The organism is Mesoterricola silvestris (assembly GCF_030295405.1).
In the GTDB taxonomy this organism is placed as follows: Bacteria; Acidobacteriota; Holophagae; order Holophagales; family Holophagaceae; genus Mesoterricola; species Mesoterricola silvestris.
Window position 1 is genome coordinate 1,372,312 of the sequence record NZ_AP027080.1, and the last position, 25,984, is coordinate 1,398,295.

The window sequence follows — 25,984 nt, forward strand, 5'->3', positions numbered from 1 at the left end:
AATCAAACGCTGGGGCGCAGAGGTCTCGCTGGGGCGCTGGGGTGATTTGCCTTTTTTTACCCAACGCCCCAGCGAGACCTCTGCGCCCCAGCGTTTATATTTTTCTTGGCATTCGCAGCGCGACGGGTTTGTGCGTAGACGCGAAGCCTTACCTCACTACACCATGCGCCGAGCCGATGGGTTCGTGCCAATCCGGTTCTGCTATTTCGATCCCTAGCCTTTCCGGATGCGTTCCGTCAGTTCGGGCACCAGCTCCAGCAGGTCGGCCACGATCCCCACGCTGGCGGCCTGGAAGATGGGGGCCTTGGGGTTCTTGTTCACGGCCACCAGGAAGGGGTTGCCCTTGATGCCGCCCAGGTGCTGGAAGGAGCCGCTGATGCCCAGGGCCAGGTAGACCTTGGGCTTCACCGTCTGGCCCGAGGTGCCCACCTGCCGGGGCTTCTCCAGCCACTTGGCGTCCACGATGGGGCGGGAGCAGCAGAGCGCGGCGCCCATGGCCTCGGCCAGTTCCTCCACCAGGGCGATGTTCTCCTTGTCGCCGATGCCCCGGCCCACGGACACCAGCACCTCCTCCCGGGTGATGTCGATGTCCCCGGCCTCGGCCTGGACCCGTTCGAGGAAGCGCCGCCGCGCGGTGAGGCCCGCGGCCTCTGCGGAGCGGTCCACGACCCTGCCCGCCGCCGACCGGGACGCGTCGGCCTTGAAGGCCCCGGAGCGCAGGGTGACCACGGCGCCCGCGGACAGGTCGCAGGCCACGTGGGACGAGACCTGGCCGCCGAATTCCTGGCGCACGGCCTCGAGGGTGGTGCCCGCGGCGGCGGCGCCGTCCACCACGTCGGGGAGGTAGGCCGCGCCCAGCTTCACGGAGAGCCCGGGGCCCAGGTCCATGCCCAGGGTGCTGTGGGGCAGGAGCACGATGGCGCCGGGGGGCAGGACGCGGGCCAGGAGGGGCCGGAGGAGTTCGGCGTTGGGGTAGGCCAGGGCCTCCTGGTCGAATTTCCACACCTCGGCGAAGGAGGCGGCGGCCTCCTGGCAGGCGGCGTCCAGGGAGGCTCCGGAGCCCGCCGCCAGGGCGATGGGGGCGGCGCCGGGGAAGAGGGCCCGGGCGGCGCCGAGGAGCTCCAGGGCGGAGTCGTCCAGCCTGCCGCCGGCGTGGGCGAGGAATGCGAAGACGTTGTCCATCACTTGAGCCCTCCCTTGGCCTTCAGGAGCCCCACCAGCTGCCCGGCCAGTTCGGCCGTGGTCCCGGTGAGCATGTCCGCCCCGGCCCCCGCCGGCGGCACGAAGTAGTCGACGCGGCGGACCCTGGCGGGCGGCGGCGCCACGCCCAGGGCCGCGGCGTCCAGGACGGGCAGCTCCACGGAGGCCACCTTGCGGATGCCCCGGAGGCCCACGTACCGGGGCTCGTTGATGCCGGTCTGGATGGAGAGGACGCAGGGCAGGTCGATCTCGCTCACCTCCTGGGTGCCCCCTTCGATCTCGCGGCCCACCCGCAGGAGGCCCCCCTTCACCTCGATGCTGTTCACGAGGGACGCGAAGGGCCAGTCCAGGAGCGCCGCCAGCATCCCGCCCACCTGGGCGGCGCCGTCGTCGGCCAGGGCCCCGGTGAGGACCAGGTCGTAGGTTCCCTTGCGCACCGCGGCGGCCAGGATGGTGGCCAGGCCCAGGCCGTCGGCGCCGGCGAAGGCCGGATCGCTGAGCAGCAGGCCCTGGTTGGCGCCCATGGCCATCTCGCGGCGCAGCACCTCCTCGGAATCCCCGTCGCCCACGGTGACGACGGTGACGCTGCCGCCCTCCCTTTCGACGATCTGGATCGCCTCCTCCACCGCGTAGTTGTCCCATTCGTTCACGGAGTACACGAGGTCGTCGGCGCGGAGGGCGCCGCCCTCCACGACGATCTCGTTCTCCGCGGCGTCGGGAACGCGTTTCACGCAAACCAGGATCTCCATTCGGCTCCTCCGGGGTCAGTCGTTCTGAAGGTGGCCGTCGACCAGCTCGCACAGGTCGATGGCTTCCATCTTGCCTTCGAGGCCGGCCACCTTGATGGCGTCCTCGATGTTGGTGAGGCAGTAGGGGCAGGCGGTGACGATCACGTCGGCCCCGGCCTTGCGGGCCATCTCCACCCGCACCACGCCCATGCGCTTTTCCTCCTGGGGCTCGTAGAAGAGCATGAGGCCGCCTCCGCCGCAGCAGAAGGACCGGTCCCGGCAGTTCCCCTCCATCTCCACGCGCTTGAGGCCGGGAATGGCGTCCAGGGCGTTGCGGGGCGGGTCGTAGACGCCGTTGTGGCGCCCCAGGTAGCAGGGGTCGTGGTAGGTGTAGGTGCGGCCGTCGGCGGGGGCCTTCATGCGCAGCTTGCCGCTTTCCAGGCCCGCGGCGATGAGCTCGCTCATGTGCTGCACGGGCGGGATCCCGGAGTAGTCGTTCCTGAGGGCGTTGAGGGCGTGGGGGTCGTTGGTGACGATGCGGGTGGCCTGGGAGGCGCGGATGCCTTCGGTGTTGTGGTCCTTCAGGCTCTGGAAGAGCATCTCCTCCCCGAAGCGCCGCACGTCGTGGCCGCTGTCCTTCTCCTCCTTGCCCAGCACCACGAAGTCCACCTCCGCCTTGGCCAGGATGCGGGCCGAGGCCTGGGCGATCTTCTGCATGCGGTCGTCGTAGCTGCTGATGCTGTCCACGAAGTAGAGGGTCGGGGCGGTGTCGCCTGCGTCCACCTGCTTGACGGGCACCCCCGCGTCCGCGGTCCAGTCGGCGCGCTTCTTCTCCAGCTTGCCCCAGGGGTTGCCGCGCTTCTCCAGGGCGCTCAGGGGCTTCTGCATGGACTGGGGCACCAGGCCCTCGTCCACCATGCCCCGGCGGAGGTCCACGATCTTGTCCACGTACTCGATGCCCAGGGGGCATTCCTCCTCGCAGGCGCCGCAGGTGGTGCAGCTCCAGATCTCGTCCTCGCTGAAGATGCTGCCCACCAGGGGCTTGCCGGCCACGGCCTCGCCCAGGAGCGGGTAGTGGGAGAAGGCGTAGTCCCGGGCCTTGATGCTGATGAAGCGGGGGGAGAGGGGGCGCTTGACGAAATTGGCCGGGCACCGGTCGGAGCAGCGCCCGCAGTCCGCGCAGCTGTAGAAGTCCAGCATGTGCTTCCAGGTGAAGTCCTCGAAGGTCTTGACCCCGAAGGACTTGATCTCGTCGAGGTGGGCCTCGTCCACCCCGTGGCGCACGGGCTTGACGTTGCCGGTGCCCACCCGCATCCAGAACACGTTGAACAGCGACGTGATGACGTGGAAATGCTTGCCCAGGGGCAGGAAGCACAGGAAGAGGAAGAAGGTGAGGTCGTGGATGACGTACCCGGCCAGGTTCAGGTGGCCCAGGACGGGCAGGGGGGCCGCGGCCAGGGCGTGGCGGAAGGCCCAGGCCAGGGTCAGGGGCGAGGCGGCGCCGCCCGTGGCCGCCAGGAGGCTGCCCTCGAAGAGGCTCTCGGACAGGAGCAGGGTGAGGATGAGGCCCAGGATGAGGAGGGCCTCGGGGGTGTGGTCCTTGCCCATGGACTCCGGCACCGCGTAGCGCTCCGGCCTGAAGGCGGCGCGGCGCACCGCCAGGGTGGCCACTGCCAGGAAGGTGGCGGTGGAGGCGTAGTCCTTGAGCACGTCGTAGGCGTGGCCGAAGCCCGGCAGGGTGAATCCGTCGAAGATGCCCAGGAACACCAGCTGGAAGGACCGGGCCCCCAGGACCAGGAACCCGAAGAAGAGGATGATGTGCAGGACGCCGGCCAGGAGGTAGCGGGGGTGCCGCCACTGGGCGAGCCAGATCTTGAGGACCAGGAAGAGCCGGGCCCCGGTCTGGCCGCGCCGGGGATCCGGGGCGGCCCGGAGCAGGGGCTCCAGGCGCTTGCGGATGATCCAGGCGAAGACGGAAAGGCCCGCGAGGGGGATGAGGATGAAGAGGAGCCAGGCGGGAAGGCCCGCCAGGGTCGAGGTGGCCGGGGAGAATGGGGTCATGTTCACTTCGCGCCGAAGGCGTCCTCGGGCATCTCCACCGCGATGGCGCAGCCGGAGAGGATCGCGTCCATGCGGCCCAGGGCGACGGGGAGGAGGACCGCGTTGAAGAACTGGGCGCTCCGGATCTGGCCTTCGTAGAAGGCGGCGTCCTTCTCCTTGGCGCCCGCGGCCAGGGCCTCGGCGGCGACCTTGGCCCGCCACAGGAGCTGCCACCCCACCACCACGTCCCCGCACACCTCCATGAAGGGGTGGGCGTGGGCGGAGGCCGTGAGGAGGTCGCCGTAGAGGGCGGTGGTGCCCATGTGCCGGGCCACCTCCTCCAGGCGGATCAGGGCGGGTTCCAGGGCCTCGGCCATGGGGGCCGCGCGCTCCACGTCCCGGGCCGCGGCCAGGGTCCCGCGCATCTCCTCGAACAGGTCCATGACGGGCCGGCCCTGGTTCTGGCCCAGCTTGCGGCCCAGGAGGTCCATGGCCTGGATGCCGTTGGTGCCCTCGTAGATGGCGGTGATGCGGCAGTCCCGGAGGAGCTGCTCCATGGGGTACTCGCGGATGTAGCCGTAGCCGCCGTAGACCTGCACGCCCAGGCTGCACACGTCGAAGCAGCGCTCGGTGACGTAGCCCTTGGCGATGGGGATGAGGAAATCGATGATGCCCTGGATGCGGAGCTTCTCGTCGGCGTCGTCCGAGACGGCGATGCGGTCCGAGTTGTGGGCGAGGTAGTAGAAAAGGCTGCGGAAGCCCTCCACGTAGACCTTCATGAGCATGAGCATGCGGCGCACGTCGGGGTGCTGGATGATGGGCACGGCCGGGGCGCTCTTGTCCATCATCTTGAGCAGGTGACGGCCCTGGTGGCGGGTTCGGGCATAGTTCACGGCATACAGGTACGAGGGGCTGGCGCAGCTGAGGCCCTGGTTGCCCACCATGAGCCGGGCGTCGTTCATCATCATGAACATGGCCCGCATGCCCTTGTTGGCCTCCCCCAGGAGCGTGCCCCGGCACCCGCCCTTGCCGCCCAGGGCGATGGAGCAGGTGGCGTTGCCGTGGATGCCCATCTTCTCCTCGATGCCGGTGCACACCACGTCGTTGGGCTCCCCGAGGCTGCCGTCGTCGTTCACGCGGATCTTGGGCACCACGAAGAGCGAGATCCCGGCGGTGCCCGCCGGGGCCCCCTCGATGCGGGCCAGCACCGGATGGATGATGTTGGGGGTGAGGTCGTGCTCGCCGCCGGAGATGAAGATCTTGTTCCCGGTGATGGTGTAGGTGCCGTCGGGGTTGGGGGTGGCGGTGGTGGTGAGGGCGCCCACGTCCGAGCCCGCCTCGGGCTCGGTGAGGAGCATGGTGCCGGCCCACTCCCCGGTGAACAGCTTCTTGAGATAGAGGCGCTTCTGGGTGTCGGTGCCGAAGGTCTCGATGAGCTTGCCGGCCCCGTGGGTGAGCCCGCCGTGCATCATGAAGGCGAAGTTGGCCCCCATGAGGTAGTCGGAGGCCGCCGTGGCCACCACCCGGGGCATGCCCTGGCCCCCCCATTCCGGGTCCTCGGTCATGGCCAGCCAGTCCCCGGCCCGCAGGGCCTTCCAGGCCTTGTGGAAGGATTCGGGAACCCGGACCTTGCCCCCTTCGAACCGGGCGCCGACGCGGTCCCCGTCCACCTGGGTGGGCAGGATCTCCTTCACGGCCAGGTTCCTGGCTTCGTTGATGATCAGGTCGATGGACTTGCGGGAGAAGTCCGCGAAGCGTTCGTGTCCGCTGAGGGATTCCACCTTCAGCTGCTCGTGAAGGACGAAATCGATATCCCTGCGGTCCGCGAGAATCTGGGCCATAGTGCCTCCGTATGGGTGAGGAAACCTGCTGGAATGTCTAGACGCGCTCGAAGACGGTGGCGATGCCCTGGCCGAGGCCGATGCACATGGTGGCCACGCCCGTGGACCGGTTTCCGGCCTTCATGAGGTGGAGGAGGGTCGTGGTGATGCGGGCCCCGGAGCAGCCCAGGGGGTGCCCCAGGGCGATGGCGCCGCCGTTGAGGTTGACCTTCTTCTCCACCTGGTCCCGCAGCTGCAGGTCCTTGAGCACCGGCAGGGCCTGGGCGGCGAAGGCCTCGTTCAGCTCCCACAGCTCGATGTCGCCCACCTTCATGCCGGCGCGGGCCAGGGCCTTCTTCACGGCGGGAACGGGGCCGTAGCCCATGATGGAGGGGTCCACCCCGGCGGTGGCCATGGCCCGGACCCGGGCCAGGGGCGCGAGGCCCAGGGCCCTGGCCCGGTCCAGGGACATGACCAGGAGGGCCGAGGCCCCGTCAGAGATGGCCGAGGAATTGCCGGCGGTGACGGTGCCGTGCCGGGGGTCGAAGGCGGGCTTCAGGGCCGCCAGGGCCTCCAGGGTGGAATCGGGCCGGATCACCTCGTCGAAGTCGAAGAGGCGGGAGAAGCCGGCCTCGTCGTGGCCCTCCACGGGGACGATCTCGTCCTTGAACCGGCCCTGGACGCTGGCCTCGTGGGCCTTTTGGTGGGAGCGCAGGGCGAACTGGTCCTGGGCGGGACGCCCGATGCCGTGCATCTTGGCCAGCACTTCCGCGGTCAGGCCCATCATGCCCGAGGCCTTGGCGGCGTGCTTGCTGAGGGCGGGGTTGGGGTCCACGCCGTGGCTCATGGGCAGGTGGCCCATGTGCTCCACGCCGCCCACCACGAACACCTCGCCGTTGCCGGTCATGATGGCCATGGCGGCGGCGTGCAGGGCCTGCATGGAGGATCCGCAGAGGCGGTTCACGGTCTGGGCGCTGGCGGTGTGGGGGATGGCCGTCATGAGGGAGGCGAACCGGGCGATGTTGAAGCCCTGCTCCAGGGTCTGCTGCACGCAGCCCCAGATGACGTCCTCCACCTCGGCGGGGTCCACCTTGGGATTGCGCTGGAGGAGGGCGGTGATCATGGCCGCCGACAGGTTCTCGGCGCGCACGTTCCGGAACATGCCCCCCTTGGAGCGGCCCATGGGGGAGCGCACGGCATCGACGATGACGACGTCTTTCATCGCTGGTTCTCCTGGTGGAAGCCGAGGCCGGCTTCGGCGAGCTGGTACATCTGCGCGGTGGGTTCGTAGAGGGCGCCGAGGCCCTTGAGCTTCTCGGCCTTCTGGCAGAGGGCCTTGAGGCCCACGGCGTCGGCGTAGCGCAGGGCCCCTCCGCGGAAGGGGGGGAAGCCCAGGCCGTACACCAGGCCGATATCCACCTCCACGGGCGTGGCGACGATGCCGTCCTCCAGGCAGCGGGAGCATTCGATGATCATGGGGAGCATCATGCGGTCGATGATGTCCTGGTCCGTGACGGGCGCGGCGTCCGCGCGCGCCAGGGGCTGGAGGATCCCGGGGACCTCCGGGTCGGCCTCCTTCTTCGGGGCGCCCTTCTTGTCGGGGACGTAGGCGTAGAAGCCCTTGCCGTTCTTCTGGCCGAAGCGCTTGAGCTCGAACATGGCCTCGATGGCGGTCCTGCCCTCGTGGGCCATGCGGTCCGGGAAGGCCTTGGCCATGACGGCGTCGGCGTGGTGCGCCGTGTCGATGCCCACCACGTCCAGGAGGTAGGCGGGCCCCATGGGCCAGCCGAACTTCTCCATGACCTTGTCGATGCGCTGGAAGTCCACGCCCTCGTTCACCAGCATGATGAACCCGGCGAAGTAGGGGAACAGCACCCGGTTCACCAGGAAGCCGGGGCAGTCGTTGACGACGATGGGGGTCTTGCCCATGGCCAGGGCGTAGCCCACGGTGGTGGCCACGGCGCGCTCCCCGGACTTCCGGCCCCGGATCACCTCCACCAGGGGCATCTTGTGCACGGGGTTGAAGAAGTGCATGCCGCAGAAGTTCTCCGGCCGCCGGAGCCCCTCGGCCAGGCTCGTGATGGAGATGGTGGAGGTGTTGCTGGCCAGGATGGCATCCTCCCGCACCTGGCCCTCCACCTCGGCCAGGACGGCCTTCTTGACCTGCTCGTTCTCCACCACGGCCTCCACGGCCAGGTCCACGGCCTTGAAATCCCCGTAGGAGAGGGTGGGCCGGATGCGGGTGAGCACGTCCGCCATGGCCGCGGCGGTGAGCTTGCCCCGCTCCACCCGCTTGACCAGGAGCTTGTCGGCCTCGGCCAGGCCCAGGTCCAGGGCCTTCTCGGCGATGTCCTTCATGACGATGCGGGTGCCCTTGGAGGCGGACTGGTACGCGATGCCCCCGCCCATGATCCCGGCCCCCAGCACGGCGGCGGATTCCACCTTGGCCCCGGCCTTGGCCAGCTTCCGGGCCACCTTGGCCACGTAGTGGTCCCCCAGGAAGATGGTCACCAGGTGGTAGGCCGTGGGGGTCTTGGCCATGCGCGCGAAGGCGGCGGCCTCGATGGCCAGCGCGTCGTCCCGGCCCCGGGTGGCGCCCCGCTGCATGGCCTCGATGGCCGCCACGGGGGAGGGGTAGTTGGGGCCGGCCTTGGCGGCCACGAAGGCCTTGGCCCCCTCGAAGACCATCATGGTCTCGGTGGGGTTCAGCTTGAGGGGCGAGACCTTCTCCAGGCGGCGGGCCTTCCAGTCCCGGCGCCCGGCCATGGCCTGGGCCAGGAGGTCCAGGGCGGCCTCCCGCACCCTGTCCGGGGCGACGACCGCGTCCACGGCGCCGATCCGGAGGGCCTCGTCGGCGCCGTGCTGCTCCCCGCCGGCGATCCATTCGATGGCGTTGTCGGCCCCCGCGAGGCGGGAGAGGCGCACCGTGCCGCCCCAGCCGGGGAAGATGCCCAGCTTGGTCTCGGGGACCCCGATGCGGGTGTCCGAGGCCATGACCCGGTAGCTGGTGGCCAGGCAGAACTCCAGGCCCCCCCCGAAGGCGAAGCCGTTGATGGCCGTGACGGAGGGGAAGGGGAAGTCCTCCACGGTGGAGAACAATTTATCCACTTGCAGGAGCCATTCCGTGAGCTGCTCCTCCGGGTTCTTGAAATATTCAGTGAATTCCGTGACGTCGGCCCCGACGATGAAGCAATCCTTGCCGCTTGTCACCAGCATTCCACGGACCTCGGGGTCGCCTTTGATAAGGCCGACCGCCTCCGTCAATTCGGAGAGTGTGGCTTTGTTGAACTTGTTGACGGAGTCCGCCTTCAGGTCGAACCTCAGCTCGACGATTCCGCCTTCGAGCATGGAACACTGGATGGACTGGCCTTCGAATTTCATGGGTCGGGCGCTCCTATAAGTTGCGAGGTTGTCCTAGGGTGCCGGGAGGGGGATAACGGTGAGAATCGATTTATTAATATCGAATAGCCGGTTTCGGTTTCCGGGGGTCAGGGCCGTCCAGAAACCCGCCAGGATCCATCAGAACCGCGACGGCGCTGGATAAGATGGAGCATTCTGCCGCCTCATCCCCCCGGGTGCAAGAACTGATTATTTCTTTTTTCCCCGCGAATTGGATATAGGATGACCCAACCTCGGAGGAGAACCCGTTGATCAAGACCATCGCGGAGCTTTTTTACGAAGCCCTGGGGCACGACCTGCCCGATGCCATGGCCTACAAGGCCGGGGGAACCTATGTGCCGCTTTCCCACGGAGATATCCAAACCCTGGTGGAGCGCCTGGCCCTTGCCCTCCACCACGAGGGGATCCAGGAGGGCGACCGGGTGGCCATCCTGTCGGAGAACCGGCCGGAGTGGGCCCTGGCCGACTACGCCTGCGCCATCCTGGGCATCGTCTCCGCGCCGGTGTACCCCACCCTCAATCCCAATTCCACCGAGTTCATCATCCGCCACAGCGGGGCCCGGATGATCTTCTGCTCCACCCGCGCCCAACTGGACAAGGTCCTGGCCGCCTGGCCCCGGCTGCCGGAACTGCAGACGGCGGTGCTCATGGACGGCGACGCCCCGGAGGCCGCCGGCCGGCGCATCCTCACCTGGAAGGGCCTGCAGGCCGCCGGGAAGCTCCAGGAGGACCAGCGCCCCCAGGTGCGGGCCTGGGCCGCCCAGCGGGACCCGGGCCAGCTGCTCACCCTCATCTACACGTCCGGCACCACGGGCGAGCCCAAGGGGGCCATGCTCACCCACGGCAACCTGGTCTCCAACATCCTGGCGGCCCTGAAGGTGCTGGAGATCCGCCGGGGCCAGCGGTGCATGAGCTTCCTGCCCCTGTCCCACATCTTCGAGCGCATGGGGGGGCACTACACGATGTTCCACGCCGGGGTGGCCATCTACTACGTCACCGACCTGGAGAACCTCCCCGCGGCCTTCCAGGAGGTGCGGCCCCAGGTGCTCCTGGCGGTGCCCCGGGTCTACGAGAAGGTCTACGCCCGGATCCGGGAGGCGGTGGCGGCGGCGGGCCCGGCGAAACGCTTCATCTTCCACTGGGCCATGTGGGTGGGGCGCCGCATGGCGGCCCTGCGCTACGTGGGCCGGGCGCCGGGGTTCCTCCTGCGGGTGCTGTACGCGGCGGCGGACAGGGCCGTCTTCTCCAAGGTGCGGGAGCGCCTCGGGGGGCGCCTGGAGATCTCCGCCTCGGGCGGCGCGGCCCTGGGCGCGCCCGTCATGGAATTCTTCTGGGCCGCGGGGGTGCCCGTCTACGAGGGGTACGGCCTCTCGGAAACCAGCCCGATCCTCACCATCAACCGGGTCAACCAGGTCAGGCCCGGCTTCGTGGGCAGGCCCATCCTGGACGAATGGCAGGGCAAGCCCTTCCTCAAGCTCAGCGAGGACGGGGAGATCCTCTGCCAGGGGCCCAACGTCACCCTGGGCTACTGGAACGATCCCTTCGCCACGGGGCAGGCCTTCGACGAGGAGGGGTACTTCCGCACCGGGGACATCGGGGCCCTGGACGAGCTGGGGCGCCTGCGCATCACCGACCGCAAGAAGGAGCTCCTCGTCACCTCCGGGGGCAAGAACGTGGCCCCCCAGCCCCTGGAGCGCCTCCTGACCCAGGACAAGTACATCGCCCAGGCCGTGGTCATCGGGGACCACCGCAATTTCCTCAGCGCCATCGTGGTGGCCAACATGGCCAGCCTCCACCGCTGGGCGGAGCGCGCCGGGATCGGCTACGAATCCGACGCCGACCTGGTGGCCCGGCCCGAGGCCAAGGAGAAGGTCCTGTCCCGCATCGGGCGCATCAACGAGCACCTCTCCAACTTCGAGCGCATCCGGAAGATCGTCCTGTCCTCGGAGGAGATGACCCTGGAATCGGGGATGCTCACGCCCAGCCTCAAGATCAAGCGGAAGGCGGTGTGCGAACGGTACGCCGAGGCCATCGAAAGCCTTTATGAAGGCTCCTGACCCGTTTTGACACCTCGGCCCGCCCGGTGGGATGCTTGTCAAGTTTCCCCACCCCACCGGATCCGGAGTCCCGCATGGAATCGAGATGGCTGCCCCTCCTCCTAGGAATCACGCTCATGGCCTCAGGCAAGACCCCCGCCGCACCCGCCCCTGAGGACGCCTACCTCTGGCTGGAGGACATCACCGGATCCAAGTCCCTGGACTGGGTGCGCGCGGCCAACGCCGTCACCGCCAAGGAACTGGAAGGCACCAAGGAATACAAGGCCCTCGAGGACGACCTCCTGGCCATCCTGGACTCCAAGGCCAAGATCCCCTACATCACCAGGTCCGGCGCCCACTACTACAACTTCTGGAAGGACGCGGCCCATCCCCGGGGCCTCTGGCGGCGCACGACCCTGGAGGAGTACCGCAAGGCCGAACCCGCCTGGGAGACCGTGCTGGACATCGACGCCCTGGGCAAGGCGGAGAACCAGGGCTGGGTGTTCCACGGCGCGCAGTTCCTGCACCCCGGGTTCAGGCGGTGCCTGGTGTCCCTTTCCCCGGGCGGCTCCGACGCGGCGGTGGTCCGGGAGTTCGACGTGGAGACCCGGACCTTCGTGGAGGGCGGGTTCTCCCTGCCCCTGGCCAAGTCCCAGGTGAGCTGGATCGACCAGGACACCCTGTTCGTGGGCACGGACTTCGGGAAGGGCTCCATGACCACCTCGGGCTACCCCCGGGTGGCCAAGGTCTGGAAGCGCGGCACGCCCCTGGCCCAGGCCAAGGTGGTCTTCGAGGGGCTGGACACCGACATGGAGGCCGTGGCCTACCATGACCCCACCCCCGGGTTCGAGCGGGACTTCCTGTACCGCAAACCTTCCTTCTTCACCGGCGAGTATTACCTGCTGGCCACGGACGGCACGCGGCGCAAGGTCGAGCTGCCCCTGGACGCCGAGCCCTCGCTCCACCGGGAGTGGCTCACGGTCAAGCTGCGCACCGCCTGGGCCGTGGGCGGCAGGACGTACGCGGGCGGTTCCCTCCTGGCCGTGAAGTTCGACGAATTCATGGCCGGCAAGCGGGACTTCGCCGTGCTCTTCGAACCCAGCGCCACCACCTCCCTGGAGGACGCCACCTGGACGAAGAACCTGCTGATCCTCAACGTCATGGACGACGTCAAGAACCGCCTGACGGTGCTGACCCCCGGGACCTGGAAGGCCGTGCCCCTGCAGGGCGCGCCCGCCATGGGCGCCACCTCCGTCTACGCGGTGGACGACGAGGCCTCGGACGACTACTTCATGACCACCCGGGACTTCCTCACTCCCGATTCCTTCTTCCTGGGGACCCCGGGCGCCGCGCCGGCCCTCCTGAAGTCCCTCCCCGCCTTCTTCGACGCCTCCGGCCTTGAGGTGACCCAGCACTTCACCCCCTCCAAGGACGGCACCCGCATCCCCTACTTCCAGGTGTCCCGGAAGGGCCTGAAGCTGGACGGCGCGAACCCCACGCTGCTGGACGGCTACGGCGGCTTCGAGGTCTCCTCCCTGCCTTACTACAGCGGAGCCCTGGGCCGCGCGTGGCTCGACCGGGGCGGCGTTTTCGTGCTGGCCAATATCCGGGGCGGCGGCGAGTACGGCCCCCGGTGGCACCAGGCCGCCCTCAAGGCCAACCGCCCCCGGGCCTACGAGGACTTCGCCGCGGTGGCCCGGGACCTGGCGGCCCGGAAGGTGACGTCCCCGAAGCGCCTGGGCATCATGGGCGGCAGCAACGGCGGGCTCCTGGTGGGCAACATGCTGGTGATGTACCCCGAGCTCCTGGGCGCCGTGGTGTGCCAGGTGCCCCTGCTGGACATGAAGCGGTACTCCCACCTGCTGGCCGGCGCCTCCTGGATGGAGGAGTACGGCGACCCCGACAAGCCCGGGGAGTGGGCCTACCTGAAGACCTTCTCCCCCTACCAGAACGTGAAGGCGGGCCGGAGGTACCCCCCGACCTTCTTCATGACCACCACCCGCGACGACCGGGTGCACCCCGCCCACGCCCGCAAGATGTTCGCGAAGATGCGCGACATGGGGTACGACGTGCGCTACTTCGAGAACATCGAGGGCGGCCACGGCGCTGGCGCCGACAACCGCCAGACCGCGCACTTCTGGGCGCTCACCTACACGTTCCTCGAACGGACGCTCCGCTAGAACCGAGGTCATGAGTCGATAGGTTGTTCTCGGTGATCTGGCTCCAGCCTAGGCCTGAGGCTTTTTATCCTGCTTCTTCCCCTGGATCCCCTTCATCCCCGTTCTGATTTCGCTGGGAGTTGTCGCTACCTTTGGGTAAAGGACCCCGAGTACCATGCGCTCCGACCCACCTCAGCGTCAGCCCTGCGGAAACCGGGATGAACGCCGATGGATGGGATGAACCGGGATCCGCTCAATCTGGAACAGCCCCTTCATCACGGATTCAGGGCACCTGGGGTTTTCCGACACAGCCTGAACGAGTGGAAAAAATCAATATTTCGACATCATGTCGACGAAATTGTGCATCTTGCCATCATTGTTTACTTGAATCTTCCAGGCGAAGGTCTACAATGGGGAAAACTACCATTAACCACCCATTGAGAGCCGCCGGTTCCATCGGCTGATCCAGGTCGAGGTGGTTGATCCTCGCGGCACCTGGTTGGGAGCATAGGGATGGACAGGTCGGGCTTTCTGAAAACCTTCGGGATGTTGGCGGCGGGCACGGTCCTGGCCCGGGGCGAGTCCCTGAAATCCCTGGCCCGCCGGTCCCTGGACGAGGGGGGGGCGGCCTCGCGGCCGGTCCAGGTCCCCGCGGCCACCCTGGAGCCGGGGACCCACCCGCCCCGGTACCGGGGGGAGACGGGGGGGCGCATCCTGGTGACCACCGACGCGGGCGCCACCTGGCAGACCCACGCCAATCTGGGACCCGACATCGTCGTGATCGATGTCCTCCCCACCGCCAAGGGCACCTTCGCCCACCTGGACTACCGGGGCCTCCCCTTCCGCCTCAAGCTGAGCGCGGACGGCCGATCCTGGATCTCGGAGTGACGGGCTCCAGCCGGGTCGGCCTCCGGCCCTGTGGACCCGCGGACGCCGAATTCCTGTTCCAGGTGTTCTACCACACCCGGGCGGAGGAGTTCGCCCCGGCCGGGTGGGACGAGGCCCGGCTGACCGGCTTCCTCCGGGACCAGTCGCAACTCCAGGAGCGGCACTACCATGCCGCCCATCCGGAGGCGGCGTTCGAGGTGGTGGAGGTGGATGGGGTCCCGGCGGGGCGGCAGTACCTGGACCGCACCGGGCCGGTCTTCCAGCTCATCGATATCGCCCTGCTGCCGGCCCACCGGGGCCAGGGGATCGGCGGCGAGCTTCTGGAACGGATCCTGCGGGAAGCCGATGGCCTGGGACGGACCGTGGCCCTGCATGTGGAGCCGGACAACCCGGCCCGCCTCTGGTACCGCCGCCTGGGATTCCGGGAAGGCGGCCAGGTGGGGATCCACGTGTCCATGCGCCGGGAACCGGTGCCGGGGGGAACGGGCCATGCATGAACTGGATCTGGAGGAAGCGCAGGCCGGAACCTTCCGGCCCTGGGTGGGGACGTCCTTCGCGTTCGGCCCCGAGGAGGGGCCGGTGCTGGACCTGGTGCTCACGGACGTCGTTCCCCATGCCACGGCCCACACGTCGGGGTTCACCCTGGTGTTCCAGGGCCCTCCCGGGTCGCCGCTGCCCCAGGGCACCCACCGGGTCCGCCACCGGGACCTGGGGGCGGCCTGGATCTTCGTGGTGCCCGTGGGGCCCGGGACCCATGAAGCCGTGTTCAACCGGCTGGCGACGGCCAGCCCTCTGCCTGGGAGGCCGTGATGGCATCGCCCTATATCGGAGAGATCCGCATGTTCGCGGGCACGTTCGCGCCCGTGGGGTGGGCGTTCTGCGACGGCGCGGAGCTCCCCATTTCGGGAAATGACGCGTTGTTCAACCTCATCGGCACCACGTACGGCGGGGATGGGGTGAACGTCTTCGCCCTGCCCGATCTCCGGGGCCGACTGCCCCTGCACGCCGGGCCCGGCTACGTGCTGGGTCAAACCGGCGGCCAGGAATCCGTGGCCCTCACCGCCAGCCACATGCCTCCGCACAGCCACGGCCTGCTGGCAGTCGCCGCGCCGGGCGCCGCGGCGGTGCCGGCCCCGGAAGGCAACCTCATCGCCGGGGGCCGGAGCCGGATGTTCGTTCCCGCCGGCGCCGCGACCCCCCTGGGCGTTGCCGCCCTGACCCCCGTGGGCCAGGGCCTGGCCCACGACAACCTGATGCCCTGCCTGGCGGTGAATTTCATCATCAGCCTGTTCGGCGTCTACCCGACGCCGACCTGAGGAGCGAACCCATGAGTGATCCTTTTCTTGGCGAGATCCGCCCGGTCAGTTTCCCCTACGCCCCCAAGAACTGGGCCCTGTGCAACGGCCAGTTCCTGCCCATCAACCAGAACCAGGCCCTGTTCTCCCTGCTGGGCACCACCTACGGCGGCAACGGGGTGACCACGTTCGCGCTGCCGGATCTGCGGGGGCGGGTGCCCATGCATCTGGGGCCCACCCATACGCAGGGGGAGCGGGGGGGCGAGGAGTTCCACCCGCTGACGACCGCGGAGCTTCCCAGCCACAGCCACCAGGTGCAGGTTCACCGCGGCGCGGCCGACAGCCTTGCCCCCACCGGGAACTACCTGGCCGACACGGGTGCGGCGGAACCCAGCTACGCCGCGGGCGACCCGAACGTGGCCCTGCACCCGAACAGCGTCGGTGCGGCCGGGGGCTCCGGCGGGGCCGCCCAGCCCCACGAGAACCGCCAGCCCTTCCTCGTGCTGAATTTCTGCATGGCGCTGGCGGGCGTCTTCCCCAGCCGCAATTAACCGGTTCCAGAACGCCAGGAGCACCCGATGTCCGACCCCTTCGTCGCCGAAATCCGCATGGTGGGCTTCACCTTCGCCCCCACGGGCTGGGCCCAGTGCAACGGACAGATCCTGCCCATCGCCCAGAACACCGCCCTGTTCTCCCTGGTGGGTACCCTCTACGGGGGGGACGGGAGGAGCACCTTCGCCCTGCCGGACCTCCAGGGGAGGGTACCCCTGGCCGCGGACACAGGGTCGTACCCGGTGGGTTCGGCCCTGGGCAGCGAGCAGACCCACCTGATCACCCAGGAACTGCCTTCCCATGCCCACACCCTGAACGCCGTGGCCGCCGCGGGCACCACCACCGCGCCGGACGCGGCCTTCCTGGCCCAGGCCAATCGGCAGGCGGGTCCCGTGAAGCGCAACATCAAACTGTACGGCGCCGGGAGCCCCGATGCCCAGATGTCGGCCCAGGAGGTGGTGCCGGCCGGAAACTCGGCTGGGCACAACAATCTGCAGCCGTACCTGACGCTGCAGTTCGTCATCGCCCTGCAGGGCGTCTTTCCCCCCCGCTCCTGAACCCACGCCGCCCCGGATCGCCCCATGCCCAGCCGATTTATGCACTTTTTTCGCTCCGGGGCGCTTGCCCTGGCCTGCGGCGCCCTCGGGGCGGCGACCCTGACCGTCACGTCCATCGCCGACAGCGGCCCCGGTTCCCTGCGGGCGGTCATCGCCTCCGCCGCCCCGGGGGACCTGGTCCGGTTCGATCTGCCGACCCCGGCCACCATCCACCTGATCTCCCCCATCACCATCAGCCGGAACATCACCCTCCAGGGCCTGGGGGCCCGGGCCCTGACCCTGGACGGGGGCTACACCGGCACCGCCCCGGCCGGGCCCGATCACCGCCTGCTGGACATCGACGCCACCCCCACCGCGGTTTCCATCTCGGGCCTTCGGTTCGCCCACGGCTACGAGACCGGGCCCGGGTTGTCCGGCACCCCCGGCGGGGCCAACGGGGCCGCCATCCGCATCGCGGGCGGCGGCGCGGTGCTCATCGACGCCTGCAGTTTCGAGGGCAACTTCGACGACACCGTTCCGGCGGATCTCACCGGGGGCGGCGCCATCTACTGCGCCGCCGGCACCCTGACCGTCACCAACAGCTCCTTCTCCGGCAACACCGCCGGCATGGGCAGCGCCGTCTACAACGCCGGCGCGGCCGCCACGCTCACCAACTGCACCTTCAACGCCAACACCGCGGTCTTCGGCGGCCCCGTGCTGCAGGCCGAGGCCGGCGGCACCACCCGGCTCGTGCACTGCACCGTCACCGACAACGTCTCCCTGGATCCCGCCAGTTCAGGCGGCGTGGGGGTGATCAACGGGACCTTGACCCTGGGCAACTCGCTCCTGTCCGGCAACAGCCCGGACGGCACCGGCGCCTTCGCGGACCTGGACGGCAGCTGGATCACGCCGGACGTGGGCGGCACCGGCACCTTCCTTTCGGAAGGCGGCAACGTGGCCTCCAGCCAGGGAACGATGGCGGTCCTGGGCGCCTCCCAGGACCTGGTCGTCGCGGCCACCGGCCTGGATGCCTTCGACGCCACCCTGGCCCAGGGCGGCATGACCCCCACCCGGCCCCTGCTGGCCTCCAGTCCCGCCCTGAACAATGGCCTGCCGGCCATCGCCCCTCCCCTGGACCAGCGCTGGTACGGCCGGGTCGGGAACCCCGATTCCGGCGCCTTCGAATTCGGCGGCACCGCCACGCTGTTGACGGTGAGCGGCGGCCTCGGCGCCGGCGCCCCCGGGAACATGTCCTTCTACGACGGGGCCGCCCGCCTTGTCTCCACCCCGGCCGGGGGCGCCTTCTCCTTCCAGGTTCCCTACCGGTGGTCCGGGCAGGTGGTGCCCCTGAGCGCCGGATACACCTTCACCCCGGACCACGTGACCCTCTACGATCTGACCGCCGACGCCTCCGGCCTGGCCTTCGCCAGGACCCTGGCACCGGTGGTGGCCCAGGCCGCATCGGATCCGACCCCCTCGGGTTTCACGGCCCACTGGTCCTCCAACCCCGCGGCCACCGGCTACCTGCTGGACGTGGCCACCGATGCGGGGTTCCTCTCCCTCGTCGTCTCCGGCCGCAGCGTGGGCGCCGTCACCTCCTCCCCCGTCAACGGCCTGGCTCCCGGCACCACGTACTGGTACCGGGTCACCGCCGGGGACGGCACCCGGTCCAGCGCCGTTTCGGGGACCATCGCCGCCACGACCCTCGACCGGTCCGCCTCCGTCCTGGCGCTGGGGACCACCCCCAATCCGTCCACCCGGATCCAGTCCGTGACCTTCACGGCCACCGTCACCCCCGCGGGCACGGGCGCCGTCACCTTCTACGACAACGGCAGCGCCCTGGGCGCGCCGGCGCCGCTGGTCGGGGGCGTCGCGACCCTCACCCTCCCGGCCCTGAGCTCGGCCATCCACACGATCACCGCCACCTACCCGGGCGACGCCAACCTGCTGGGATCCACCGCGGGTCCCTACCTCCATTCGGTCAACCTGGCCTCCTCCTCCATCACCTTGGCCAACGCGGCCTCCATTCCATACGGGTCCGGCCTTGGGCTGACCGCGACCGTGACCACGCAGGGCCCCGCGGCCACCGGCACCGTGGCCTTCTGGGACGGGACCACCCACCTGGGCGACGGCGTCCTGGCCAGTGGCCAGGCCACCTTCACGGCCCTGGGCCTGGCGGTCGGCTCCCACAGCGCGCTCACCGCCACCTATGCGGGGGACACCCTCTACGCCGCCTCCACCTCCGGGGCCAGCGCGGTCACGGTGGGCCAGGGCGCCACTTCCACCCAGGTGACCTCCTCCGCCGGATCCGCCGGGTTCGGCCAGCCGCTGACCTTCACGGCGACCCTCGCCTACGCCGGTTCCGGCGCCCCCCCCACCGGGACCATGACCTTCGCGGACGGCGCCACGGTCCTGGGCACGGGCGCCCTCAGCGGCGCCGGGGCCGGCACCCTGGCCGCGACCTTCACCACCTCGAGCCTGGCCGTGGGCAGCCATACCCTCATCGCCACCTACTCCGGCGACGCCAACTACCAGGCTTCGCACAACCCCGCGGGGCTGATCCAGACCGTGACCCCCGCCCCCTCCGCCACGGCCGTCACCAGCTCCATGACCCCTTCCGTCTTCGGGCAGGGCGTGACCTTCACAGCCACCGTGACCCCTGCGGGCACCGGCACGGTGACCTTCCTGGACGGGACCTCCCCCCTGGGGGGCGCCACCCTGGCCGGGGGCGCCGGAACCTTCACCACCGCGGCCCTCGGGGTGGGCACCCATGCCATCACCGCGGTGTACTCGGGCGACGGCAACCAGCAGGCTTCCACCTCGCCGGTCCTCACCCAGCGGGTGGTCCAGGCCTCGGCCCCGCCGATCCTGACCTCCAGCGCCAGCCCCTCGACCTACGGCCAGGCGGTGACCTTCACCGCGGCACTCCCCGCCGGGGCCACGGGCCAGGTGACCTTCAAGGACGGGGGGGCCGTCCTGGGCAGCGCAGGCCTCAGCGGCGGCCAGGCCGTATTCGCCACCTCCGCCCTGGGCGGGGGGACCCACGCCATCACGGCGGACTACGGGGGCGACGCCAACTTCGCGCCCGCCACGTCCCTGGCCCTGGCCTTCTCGGTGACCCGGGGCGCCAGCACCCTCACCCTCACGGCCACCCCGAACCCCTCCAGCTTCGGCCAGGCGGTGACCCTCACCGCCACCCTCGCCGGCGGCGCCGGGGGCACCGTCACCTTCCTGGACGGGGCCAACACCCTGGGCAGCGCCGCGGTGAACGCCTCCCGGGTGGCCACCCTCGCCACCAGCGCCCTGGGCAGCGGGCCCCATACCCTCACCGCCGTCTATTCCGGCGACGCCAATTTCGCGGGGGCCACCTCGCCGGGCCTCCCCCTCACCACCGCCAAGGGGACCGCCCTGGTCACGCTGAGCGGCCTCGGGGGCACCTACGACGGCGCCCCCAAGACCGCCACCGCCGCGACCCTGCCCCCGGGGCTCGCGGTGACCCTCACCTACGGCGGATCGGCCACCGCGCCCACCGCCGCCGGCAGCTACCCGGTCACCGCCACCGTCACGGATCCCAATTATTCAGGCACCGCCAGCGGCACCCTGGTCATCGCCAAGGCGGACCCGGGCCTGGCCTGGGCCCCCCCGGCGCCCATCACCCTGGGAACGCCGCTGGGCGCCGCCCAGCTGAACGCCACGGCGAAGGCGGCGGGCACCTTCACCTACACGCCGCCCCTGGGCACGGTGCTCGGCGCCGGGCTCGCCCAGACCCTGTCGGTGGCCTTCGAACCGGACGACGCCACGAACTACAAGGCCGCGAACGCCACCGTCACCCTGGACGTGGGCAACGGGGCCCAGACCATCAGCTTCGCGGCCCTCGCGCCCATGGCCCTGGGGGATGAGCCCCTGGTCCTGGCCGCCACCGCCTCCAGCGGCCTGCCCGTGGACTTCGCCAGCTCCGACCCGAAGGTGGCCACCGTGGTTGGCCAGGTGCTGACCCCTGTGGCCCCGGGCACGGTCACCATCACGGCGAGCCAGCCCGGCAATTCGGTCTACGCCCCCGCCGCCAGCGTGAGCCGGACCCTGGTGGTGACCGCCAGCACCCGGCCGCCCACGCTCCAGGTTTCGGCCCTTTCCGAGGGGTCGGTGACGCCGTCCATGGTCCTGAACGTCGCGGGGCGGGTGGTTTCGGTCAATCCCCTGCAGAGCCTCACCGTCAACGGGATCGAGGTCCCCTTCGATCCCTCCGGCGCCTTCGGCTGGGCGGTGCGGGCCCGGGAGGGCGCCAACACCCTCACCGTGGTCGCCACCGATGCCGCGGGCCTGGCGGCCCAGGAAACCCGCAAGGTGACCCTGGATGTGGCCGCGCCGGCCCTGGTGCTCTCGGAGCCGGCCGACGACATGAGCACCGCGGTCCCCACCCTGGCGTTCGCGGGGAAGGTGGAACAGGGCGTCGCCCCCGACACCGTGGTCACCGTGACCTACACCGTCAACGGCGGGGCGCCGCTGCAGGCGCATCTCGCCGGGGCCCAGTTCGATTTCACGGCGAACCTGGCCGCGGGACTCAACACCGTCGAGCTCACCGCCACCACCACCGCCGGCCGCATCGTCCGGGAAAAGCGCACCATCGCCCTGGCGCCGGGCTTCACCCTGGCCCTCACGGACCCGATGGAGGACCTGCTCAGCGACAAGACCAGTCTGACCCTGCATGGCCAGGTGACCGGCAATCTCCTGCCGGTGACCCTGTCCATCGCCGTGGATGGGCAGGTGTTCACGCCTTCCCTGGACGGCCCGGCCTTCCAGCAGGAGGTGCCGCTTGCGGAAATCCAGCCGCACCAGGTGGTCATCACCGCCACGGACCAGGACGGGGTCGCCGTGACCATCCGCCGCAACATCCTCAGGGTCAAGGCCGTCGCCCCGGCGGCCTACACCATGGCGGACGCCCTGCGGCTGCTGCGCATCGTCAACGGCCTGATCGCGCCCACCGCCGACGACCAGGCCCGCTTCGACCTGGCCCCCGTCTTCGAAGGCCTTTCCGCCGGCGAAGGCCGGCTGGACATCGAGGACGCCATGATCATCCTGAACCTGGCCGCGGGGCTGGGGCTGTAGCCCCCTGGAGGAGCGCCATGAAAACCCGAAGAAACCTCCTGATCGCCGCCGCCCTGGCGCTCCTGGCCGGGTGCAGCAGCGGCACCGAATCCTCCGCCTCCCCCGACGACCCGTTGAGGCCCGGCCTGTATTCGCTGGTCCTGGCCACCTCCGGGGCGGAAGGTTCTTCCGTGCCCGTGGGGGGCTGGACGGGGACCCTGCTCCTGCCGCCCGGGGTCCAGGTGGAGGCCTCCGCGGACGGGAAGGTCCCGGACAGCGCCCTGCACCTGGCGGTCCCCGGCGGGGCCCCGGCCATGGTCAGCGGCCATCTCCTCAAGAACCCCGCCGGGGTGGAGCTGTCCGTGGTGGCTGCGCCCAAGTCCCCCTGGAAGGGCAGCTTCCTGCGCCTGGACTTCCTCGTGACCAACGACCTTCCCGCGGTCACGGAGAAGAGCTTCAAGGCGCTGAACGCGACCCTGGGCGGGTACCGGGTGGTGGGCCTGGATCCCGCCACCCACACCTCCGTGGACCTGACGGGGGTGGTGGCGACGACCTTTTCCGTGACGCGTTAGCGAGGAAGGCTTCGTCATCAGCCTGCGTCATTGTGTGGTGGAAGCTCTGAACGGCTTGTCCGGATCAGATCGGAAGACCCGGCGAAAAGATCAAACGCTGGGGCGCTGAGGTCTCGCTGGGGCGCTGGGAATTCAACCCCGGGAGTGAACGACGCGGCGGATCCCGTCATCGTGGCGCGCCATAGGACCCTCCAGGAGGTTCTGCCGTGAAGCCCCCCAAGGTTCTCCTTCTTTTCCCAGCGCCCCAGCGAGACCTCAGCGCCCCAGCGTTTGATCTTTTCACCGAGGTTCAGCGGCGCACCAGATTCCTGCCATGCCAGGACACCCGCCTTGCCTCCGTCACGCTCGATGTGCCGATAACATCGGGTATAACCCGTCCCTGTCCAGATATCACGAAAACACCCTACCCCAGGTGGGTAGGCCTCGAGTTCCGGCCCTCGGCCTCCATTTCCGCCAGCCCCTGTAGGATGCCGCAGTCCTCCACCGTGCGCTCCGTGCGGCACCGGTCCCGCAGGCTCTTCAGCTGGGCCTCCAGCTGCACCAGCTGGTCGATGCGCACGCGCACGTGGTCGATGTGCTCGTCCAGGATGACGTTCACCGCGCCGCAGTCCATCTGCGGCTGGTCCAGCAGCCCCGTGAGGGCGCGGATCTCGGCGTGGGCCATGTCCAGGGCCCGGCAGTGGCGCACGAAGCGCAGGCGTTCCAGGTGGGCGGCGGCGTAGCGCCGGTAGTTGCCCCCGGTGCGGCCGGGGGCCGGCAGAAGGCCCTCCTTCTCGTAGTAGCGGATGGTCTCCACGGAGCACTGGGCCGCGAGGGCCAATTCACCGATGGTCATGGGCGCCCTCCCCGGAAATCCCTTGACCCTAAAGTAGCTTCAGGGTTTGAAATGGGCCATGGCTTTCGATCACGAACATCCCACCTGCTCCCATTGCCACGGTGAAACCCCCGTGGCGGACGCCCCCGGCGAGGTCCCCGACGGCGCCCTGCGCACCCGCCTCCGCATCGTCCAGATGGACTGCCCCACGGAGGAAGCCCTCCTCCGGAAGAAGCTGGGGGGCCGCCCGGGCATCCACGCCCTGGAATTCAACCTCATGGAGCGGGTGCTGGCCGTGGTGCACGAACCCGGGCTCCAGCCGGGCATCGAGGCCGCCATCCGGAGCCTGGGCATGACCCCCGAAGCCCTGGAGGCCCCCGGGGCGCCCCCGGAGCGGAAATGGCCCTGGTCCCTGGCCCTGGGCGCCCTGGCCGCCCTGGCCTCCGAGGGCGCCGCCCTTGCCCGGTTGCCGGGCTGGGCCGCCCCGGCCCTGGCCCTGGGGGCGGTGGCCGCCTGCGGCCTGGGCACCTACCGCAAGGGCTGGATCAGCCTGCGCAACGGGGAAATGAACATCAACGCCCTCATGAGCATCGCCGTCACCGGCGCCATGGCCCTGCGGGAGTGGCCCGAGGCGGCCATGGTGATGGTGCTCTTCGCCCTGGCCGAACGCATCGAGGCCCTCTCCCTGGACCGGGCCCGCAACGCCATCCACGGCCTCCTGCGGCTCTCACCGGCCACCGCCACGGTGCTGGGCCCCGGCGGCTGGACCGAGACCGAGGCCCGGGCGGTCCGGGTGGGGGACCGGGTGCGGGTGGGGCCCGGCGAGGCCATCCCCCTGGACGGGACCGTCGTCTCCGGGCGCTCCTCCGTGAACCAGGCCCCCATCACCGGCGAAAGCCTGCCCGTGGACAAGGGGGAAGGGGACCCGGTCTTCGCCGGCACCCTCAACCTCACGGGCTCCTTCGAGTTCACCGTCACCGCCGGGGCCGGCGGGACCACCCTGGCCCGCATCATCCACGCCGTGGAGGAGGCCCAGGAATCCCGGTCCCCCACCCACCGGTTCGTGGACCGGTTCGCCAAGGTCTACACGCCCGCGGTGCTGGCCGTGGCCCTGGCGGTGGCCCTGGCGCCGCCGCTCCTGATGGGGGGAGCCTGGTCCCTGTGGGTGTACCGGGCCCTGGTGCTGCTGGTGATCGCGTGCCCCTGCGCCCTGGTGATCTCCACCCCGGTGACCATCGTCAGCGGCCTCGCCGCCGCCACCCGCCACGGGATCCTCGTCAAGGGCGGGCGCTGGCTGGAGGAGGGGCGGAACCTCGAATGGATCGCCTTCGACAAGACCGGCACCCTCACCTGGGGCCGGCCCGTGCTCACGGATTTCGAACCCCTGGCCATGGACGGGGACGGGGCCTGGCGCGTGGCCACGAGCCTGGCCTCGAGGTCGGACCACCCCGTGTCCCGGGCCCTGGTGCGGCCCGGCGCGCCCCGCGCCGAGGTGGAGGACTTCCGGGCCCTGCCCGGCCAGGGGGTGCAGGGGACCCTCGACGGCACCGTCTACAGCCTGGGCAACCACCACCTCATCGAGGAGCTGGGCGTGTGCTCGCCGGAACTGGAGGCGCGCCTGGAGGCCCTGGAGCGGCAGGGCAAGACCACCCTCCTGCTCACCGACGGCCGGACCGTCCTGGCCCTCTTCGCCCTGGCCGACGAGGTGCGCCCCGGCAGCCGCGACGCGGTGGCCGCGCTGCACGCCCTGGGGGTCCGCACCCTCATGCTCACGGGGGACAACACCCACACCGCGAAATCCATCGCCGCCCAGGTGGGCATCCTGGAGGCCCTGGGCGACCAGCTGCCCCAGGACAAGGCCCGGGCCATCCGCTCCAAGGGGGGGAAGGTGGGCATGGTGGGCGACGGCATCAACGACGGCCCCGCCCTGGCGGCGGCCCACATCGGCTTCGCCATGGGCGCCGCGGGATCCGACACCGCCATCGAGACCGCCGACGTGGCGCTCATGGACGACGACCTGGGGAAGATCGCCCGGTTCATCCGGCTTTCCCGGGACACCCGCGCGGTCCTGGCCCAGAACATCGTCCTGGCCATCGGCATCAAGACGGTGTTCCTGGGCCTGACCATCGCGGGGCGGGGCACCATGTGGATGGCGGTCTTCGCGGACATGGGCGCCAGCCTGCTGGTGGTGTTCAACGGGCTGAGGCTGCTCAGGCGCTGATCAGTTGGCCTTCTTGGCTTCGATGTTCAGGTCGATGTCCACGTCGTCGCCCACCAGGCCCGCGCCGTAGGAGACGCCGTAGTCCATGCGGTTCAGCCGGGTGGCGCCCTCGAAGGCGGCGACCACGTTCTTCCAGGGATCCACGGCCGTGCCCAGGTTGGTGATGGGGAGCACGATGGTCTTGGACACGCCCTTCATGGTGAAGGTGCCGGTGACCTCCAGCTTGCCCTTGGACACTTCCTTCACGGCGGTGCTCTTGAAGGTGATGGTGGGGAACTTGGCGGCGTCGAAGAAATCGGGGCCCTTGAGGTGGGCGTCGCGCTTCTCCTCGTTGGTGGAGATGCTGGCGACGTCGATGGTCACGTCCACCTTGGACTTCGTGATGTCCTTGGTGTCGATCTGGACGGTGCCTTCGGCCTTGCCGAAGCGGCCCTGGACCTTGGAGAGGAGGTGGCGCACCCGGAAGCCGACGCTGGAGTGGACGCCGTCGATCTTGTAGGTGTCCACGGAGGAGGGGGTGGCGGCCAGGAGACTCGCCGAGGGGACGGAGAGCAGCAGGACCAGGGCGGGGAGGGCGAAGCGGGTGAGGGGGTTGCGCATGGGTGACTCCAATTAGGTGTTCAAACACCATACAGCGAT

At 69.8% G+C, this 25,984-nt stretch carries 19 protein-coding genes; 11 read left to right on the forward strand and 8 right to left on the reverse strand.

All coding sequences use genetic code 11. From position 1 onward, the window contains the following. Window positions 1-213: 213 nt before the first annotated feature. The 6 genes from R2J76_RS05730 to fadB are packed head-to-tail and all read right to left on the reverse strand — an operon-like array spanning window position 214 to window position 9,169. Window positions 214-1,182 (reverse strand): electron transfer flavoprotein subunit alpha/FixB family protein, encoded by a 969-nt coding sequence (locus tag R2J76_RS05730; protein WP_316415886.1) that lies wholly within the window; start codon window positions 1,180-1,182, stop codon window positions 214-216. Then, complete coding sequence (locus tag R2J76_RS05735) at window positions 1,182-1,949, reverse strand: electron transfer flavoprotein subunit beta/FixA family protein (protein WP_316414850.1); 768 nt, start codon at window positions 1,947-1,949, stop codon at window positions 1,182-1,184. The genes R2J76_RS05730 and R2J76_RS05735 overlap by 1 nt, the downstream gene beginning before the upstream one ends. Window positions 1,950-1,964: 15 nt before the next feature. Further along, complete coding sequence (locus R2J76_RS05740) at window positions 1,965-3,989, reverse strand: (Fe-S)-binding protein (RefSeq protein ID WP_316414851.1); 2,025 nt, start codon at window positions 3,987-3,989, stop codon at window positions 1,965-1,967. A 2-nt stretch (window positions 3,990-3,991) separates the two neighbouring features. Next, on the reverse strand, window positions 3,992-5,809 hold the full coding sequence (locus tag R2J76_RS05745; RefSeq protein WP_316414852.1) for an acyl-CoA dehydrogenase: 1,818 nt from the start codon (window positions 5,807-5,809) through the stop codon (window positions 3,992-3,994). A gap of 37 nt (window positions 5,810-5,846) precedes the next feature. Beyond that, the gene (gene fadA, locus R2J76_RS05750) at window positions 5,847-7,010 is read right to left on the reverse strand and encodes an acetyl-CoA C-acyltransferase FadA (RefSeq protein ID WP_316414853.1); all 1,164 of its coding nucleotides are present in this window, start codon (window positions 7,008-7,010) and stop codon (window positions 5,847-5,849) included. Beyond that, entirely contained in the window at window positions 7,007-9,169 is a 2,163-nt protein-coding gene (fadB, locus tag R2J76_RS05755; RefSeq protein ID WP_316414854.1) for a fatty acid oxidation complex subunit alpha FadB, read from the reverse strand. Before fadB ends, fadA begins: the two co-directional genes overlap by 4 nt. 266 nt (window positions 9,170-9,435) lie before the next feature. Here fadB and R2J76_RS05760 point away from each other — a divergent pair, with 266 nt between their 5' ends. From R2J76_RS05760 to R2J76_RS05805, 10 genes are all read left to right on the forward strand, one after another. Beyond that, window positions 9,436-11,244: an AMP-dependent synthetase/ligase gene (locus R2J76_RS05760; protein WP_316414855.1), complete on the forward strand. Its 1,809-nt coding sequence runs from the start codon at window positions 9,436-9,438 to the stop codon at window positions 11,242-11,244. Between the two features lie 74 nt (window positions 11,245-11,318). Beyond that, on the forward strand, window positions 11,319-13,403 hold the full coding sequence (locus R2J76_RS05765; RefSeq protein ID WP_394366787.1) for a prolyl oligopeptidase family serine peptidase: 2,085 nt from the start codon (window positions 11,319-11,321) through the stop codon (window positions 13,401-13,403). 492 nt (window positions 13,404-13,895) lie between these two features. After that, a complete protein-coding gene (locus R2J76_RS05770) occupies window positions 13,896-14,270 on the forward strand; it encodes a hypothetical protein (protein ID WP_316414857.1) in 375 nt (124 codons plus the stop codon). Then, window positions 14,267-14,767: a GNAT family N-acetyltransferase gene (locus R2J76_RS05775; protein ID WP_316414858.1), complete on the forward strand. Its 501-nt coding sequence runs from the start codon at window positions 14,267-14,269 to the stop codon at window positions 14,765-14,767. Before R2J76_RS05770 ends, R2J76_RS05775 begins: the two co-directional genes overlap by 4 nt. After that, the gene (locus tag R2J76_RS05780; RefSeq protein ID WP_316414859.1) at window positions 14,760-15,080 is read left to right on the forward strand and encodes a DUF6916 family protein; all 321 of its coding nucleotides are present in this window, start codon (window positions 14,760-14,762) and stop codon (window positions 15,078-15,080) included. The genes R2J76_RS05775 and R2J76_RS05780 overlap by 8 nt, the downstream gene beginning before the upstream one ends. Further along, on the forward strand, window positions 15,080-15,586 hold the full coding sequence (locus R2J76_RS05785; RefSeq protein WP_316414860.1) for a phage tail protein: 507 nt from the start codon (window positions 15,080-15,082) through the stop codon (window positions 15,584-15,586). The genes R2J76_RS05780 and R2J76_RS05785 overlap by 1 nt, the downstream gene beginning before the upstream one ends. Window positions 15,587-15,597: 11 nt before the next feature. Next, window positions 15,598-16,116 carry a phage tail protein gene (locus R2J76_RS05790; protein ID WP_316414861.1) on the forward strand — a complete coding sequence of 173 codons (519 nt, stop codon included), beginning with the start codon at window positions 15,598-15,600 and terminating at the stop codon, window positions 16,114-16,116. 27 nt (window positions 16,117-16,143) lie between these two features. Further along, entirely contained in the window at window positions 16,144-16,674 is a 531-nt protein-coding gene (locus tag R2J76_RS05795; RefSeq protein WP_316414862.1) for a phage tail protein, read from the forward strand. Between the two features lie 24 nt (window positions 16,675-16,698). Next, the gene (locus R2J76_RS05800) at window positions 16,699-21,759 is read left to right on the forward strand and encodes an Ig-like domain repeat protein (RefSeq protein WP_316414863.1); all 5,061 of its coding nucleotides are present in this window, start codon (window positions 16,699-16,701) and stop codon (window positions 21,757-21,759) included. 17 nt (window positions 21,760-21,776) lie between these two features. Then, window positions 21,777-22,310 (forward strand): hypothetical protein, encoded by a 534-nt coding sequence (locus R2J76_RS05805; protein WP_316414864.1) that lies wholly within the window; start codon window positions 21,777-21,779, stop codon window positions 22,308-22,310. Window positions 22,311-22,713: 403 nt separating this feature from the next. Here the strand turns inward: R2J76_RS05805 and cadR are convergent, their stop codons facing one another. Next, window positions 22,714-23,145: a Cd(II)/Pb(II)-responsive transcriptional regulator gene (gene cadR, locus R2J76_RS05810; RefSeq protein WP_316414865.1), complete on the reverse strand. Its 432-nt coding sequence runs from the start codon at window positions 23,143-23,145 to the stop codon at window positions 22,714-22,716. Between the two features lie 58 nt (window positions 23,146-23,203). On the opposite strand from cadR, the gene R2J76_RS05815 reads away from it, so the two are divergent. Beyond that, on the forward strand, window positions 23,204-25,345 hold the full coding sequence (locus tag R2J76_RS05815; protein ID WP_316414866.1) for a heavy metal translocating P-type ATPase: 2,142 nt from the start codon (window positions 23,204-23,206) through the stop codon (window positions 25,343-25,345). Here R2J76_RS05815 and R2J76_RS05820 read toward each other — a convergent pair whose 3' ends face one another. Continuing rightward, window positions 25,346-25,945 carry a YceI family protein gene (locus R2J76_RS05820; protein WP_316414867.1) on the reverse strand — a complete coding sequence of 200 codons (600 nt, stop codon included), beginning with the start codon at window positions 25,943-25,945 and terminating at the stop codon, window positions 25,346-25,348. Window positions 25,946-25,984: the final 39 nt, after the last annotated feature.

What these genes read in the sequence shown, in the direction of transcription:
- R2J76_RS05735 (WP_316414850.1), bottom strand. Translation starts at nt 1,949, where the DNA reads ATGGAGATCCTGGTTTGCGTGAAACGCGTTCCCGACGCCGCGGAGAAC.
- R2J76_RS05780 (WP_316414859.1), top strand. Translation starts at nt 14,760, where the DNA reads ATGCATGAACTGGATCTGGAGGAAGCGCAGGCCGGAACCTTCCGGCCC.
- fadA (WP_316414853.1), bottom strand. Translation starts at nt 7,010, where the DNA reads ATGAAAGACGTCGTCATCGTCGATGCCGTGCGCTCCCCCATGGGCCGC.
- R2J76_RS05795 (WP_316414862.1), top strand. Translation starts at nt 16,144, where the DNA reads ATGTCCGACCCCTTCGTCGCCGAAATCCGCATGGTGGGCTTCACCTTC.
- fadB (WP_316414854.1), bottom strand. Translation starts at nt 9,169, where the DNA reads ATGAAATTCGAAGGCCAGTCCATCCAGTGTTCCATGCTCGAAGGCGGA.
- R2J76_RS05745 (WP_316414852.1), bottom strand. Translation starts at nt 5,809, where the DNA reads ATGGCCCAGATTCTCGCGGACCGCAGGGATATCGATTTCGTCCTTCAC.
- R2J76_RS05815 (WP_316414866.1), top strand. Translation starts at nt 23,204, where the DNA reads ATGGCTTTCGATCACGAACATCCCACCTGCTCCCATTGCCACGGTGAA.
- cadR (WP_316414865.1), bottom strand. Translation starts at nt 23,145, where the DNA reads ATGACCATCGGTGAATTGGCCCTCGCGGCCCAGTGCTCCGTGGAGACC.
- R2J76_RS05765 (WP_394366787.1), top strand. Translation starts at nt 11,319, where the DNA reads ATGGAATCGAGATGGCTGCCCCTCCTCCTAGGAATCACGCTCATGGCC.
- R2J76_RS05790 (WP_316414861.1), top strand. Translation starts at nt 15,598, where the DNA reads ATGAGTGATCCTTTTCTTGGCGAGATCCGCCCGGTCAGTTTCCCCTAC.
- R2J76_RS05800 (WP_316414863.1), top strand. Translation starts at nt 16,699, where the DNA reads ATGCCCAGCCGATTTATGCACTTTTTTCGCTCCGGGGCGCTTGCCCTG.
- R2J76_RS05740 (WP_316414851.1), bottom strand. Translation starts at nt 3,989, where the DNA reads ATGACCCCATTCTCCCCGGCCACCTCGACCCTGGCGGGCCTTCCCGCC.
- R2J76_RS05820 (WP_316414867.1), bottom strand. Translation starts at nt 25,945, where the DNA reads ATGCGCAACCCCCTCACCCGCTTCGCCCTCCCCGCCCTGGTCCTGCTG.
- R2J76_RS05785 (WP_316414860.1), top strand. Translation starts at nt 15,080, where the DNA reads ATGGCATCGCCCTATATCGGAGAGATCCGCATGTTCGCGGGCACGTTC.
- R2J76_RS05770 (WP_316414857.1), top strand. Translation starts at nt 13,896, where the DNA reads ATGGACAGGTCGGGCTTTCTGAAAACCTTCGGGATGTTGGCGGCGGGC.
- R2J76_RS05805 (WP_316414864.1), top strand. Translation starts at nt 21,777, where the DNA reads ATGAAAACCCGAAGAAACCTCCTGATCGCCGCCGCCCTGGCGCTCCTG.
- R2J76_RS05730 (WP_316415886.1), bottom strand. Translation starts at nt 1,182, where the DNA reads ATGGACAACGTCTTCGCATTCCTCGCCCACGCCGGCGGCAGGCTGGAC.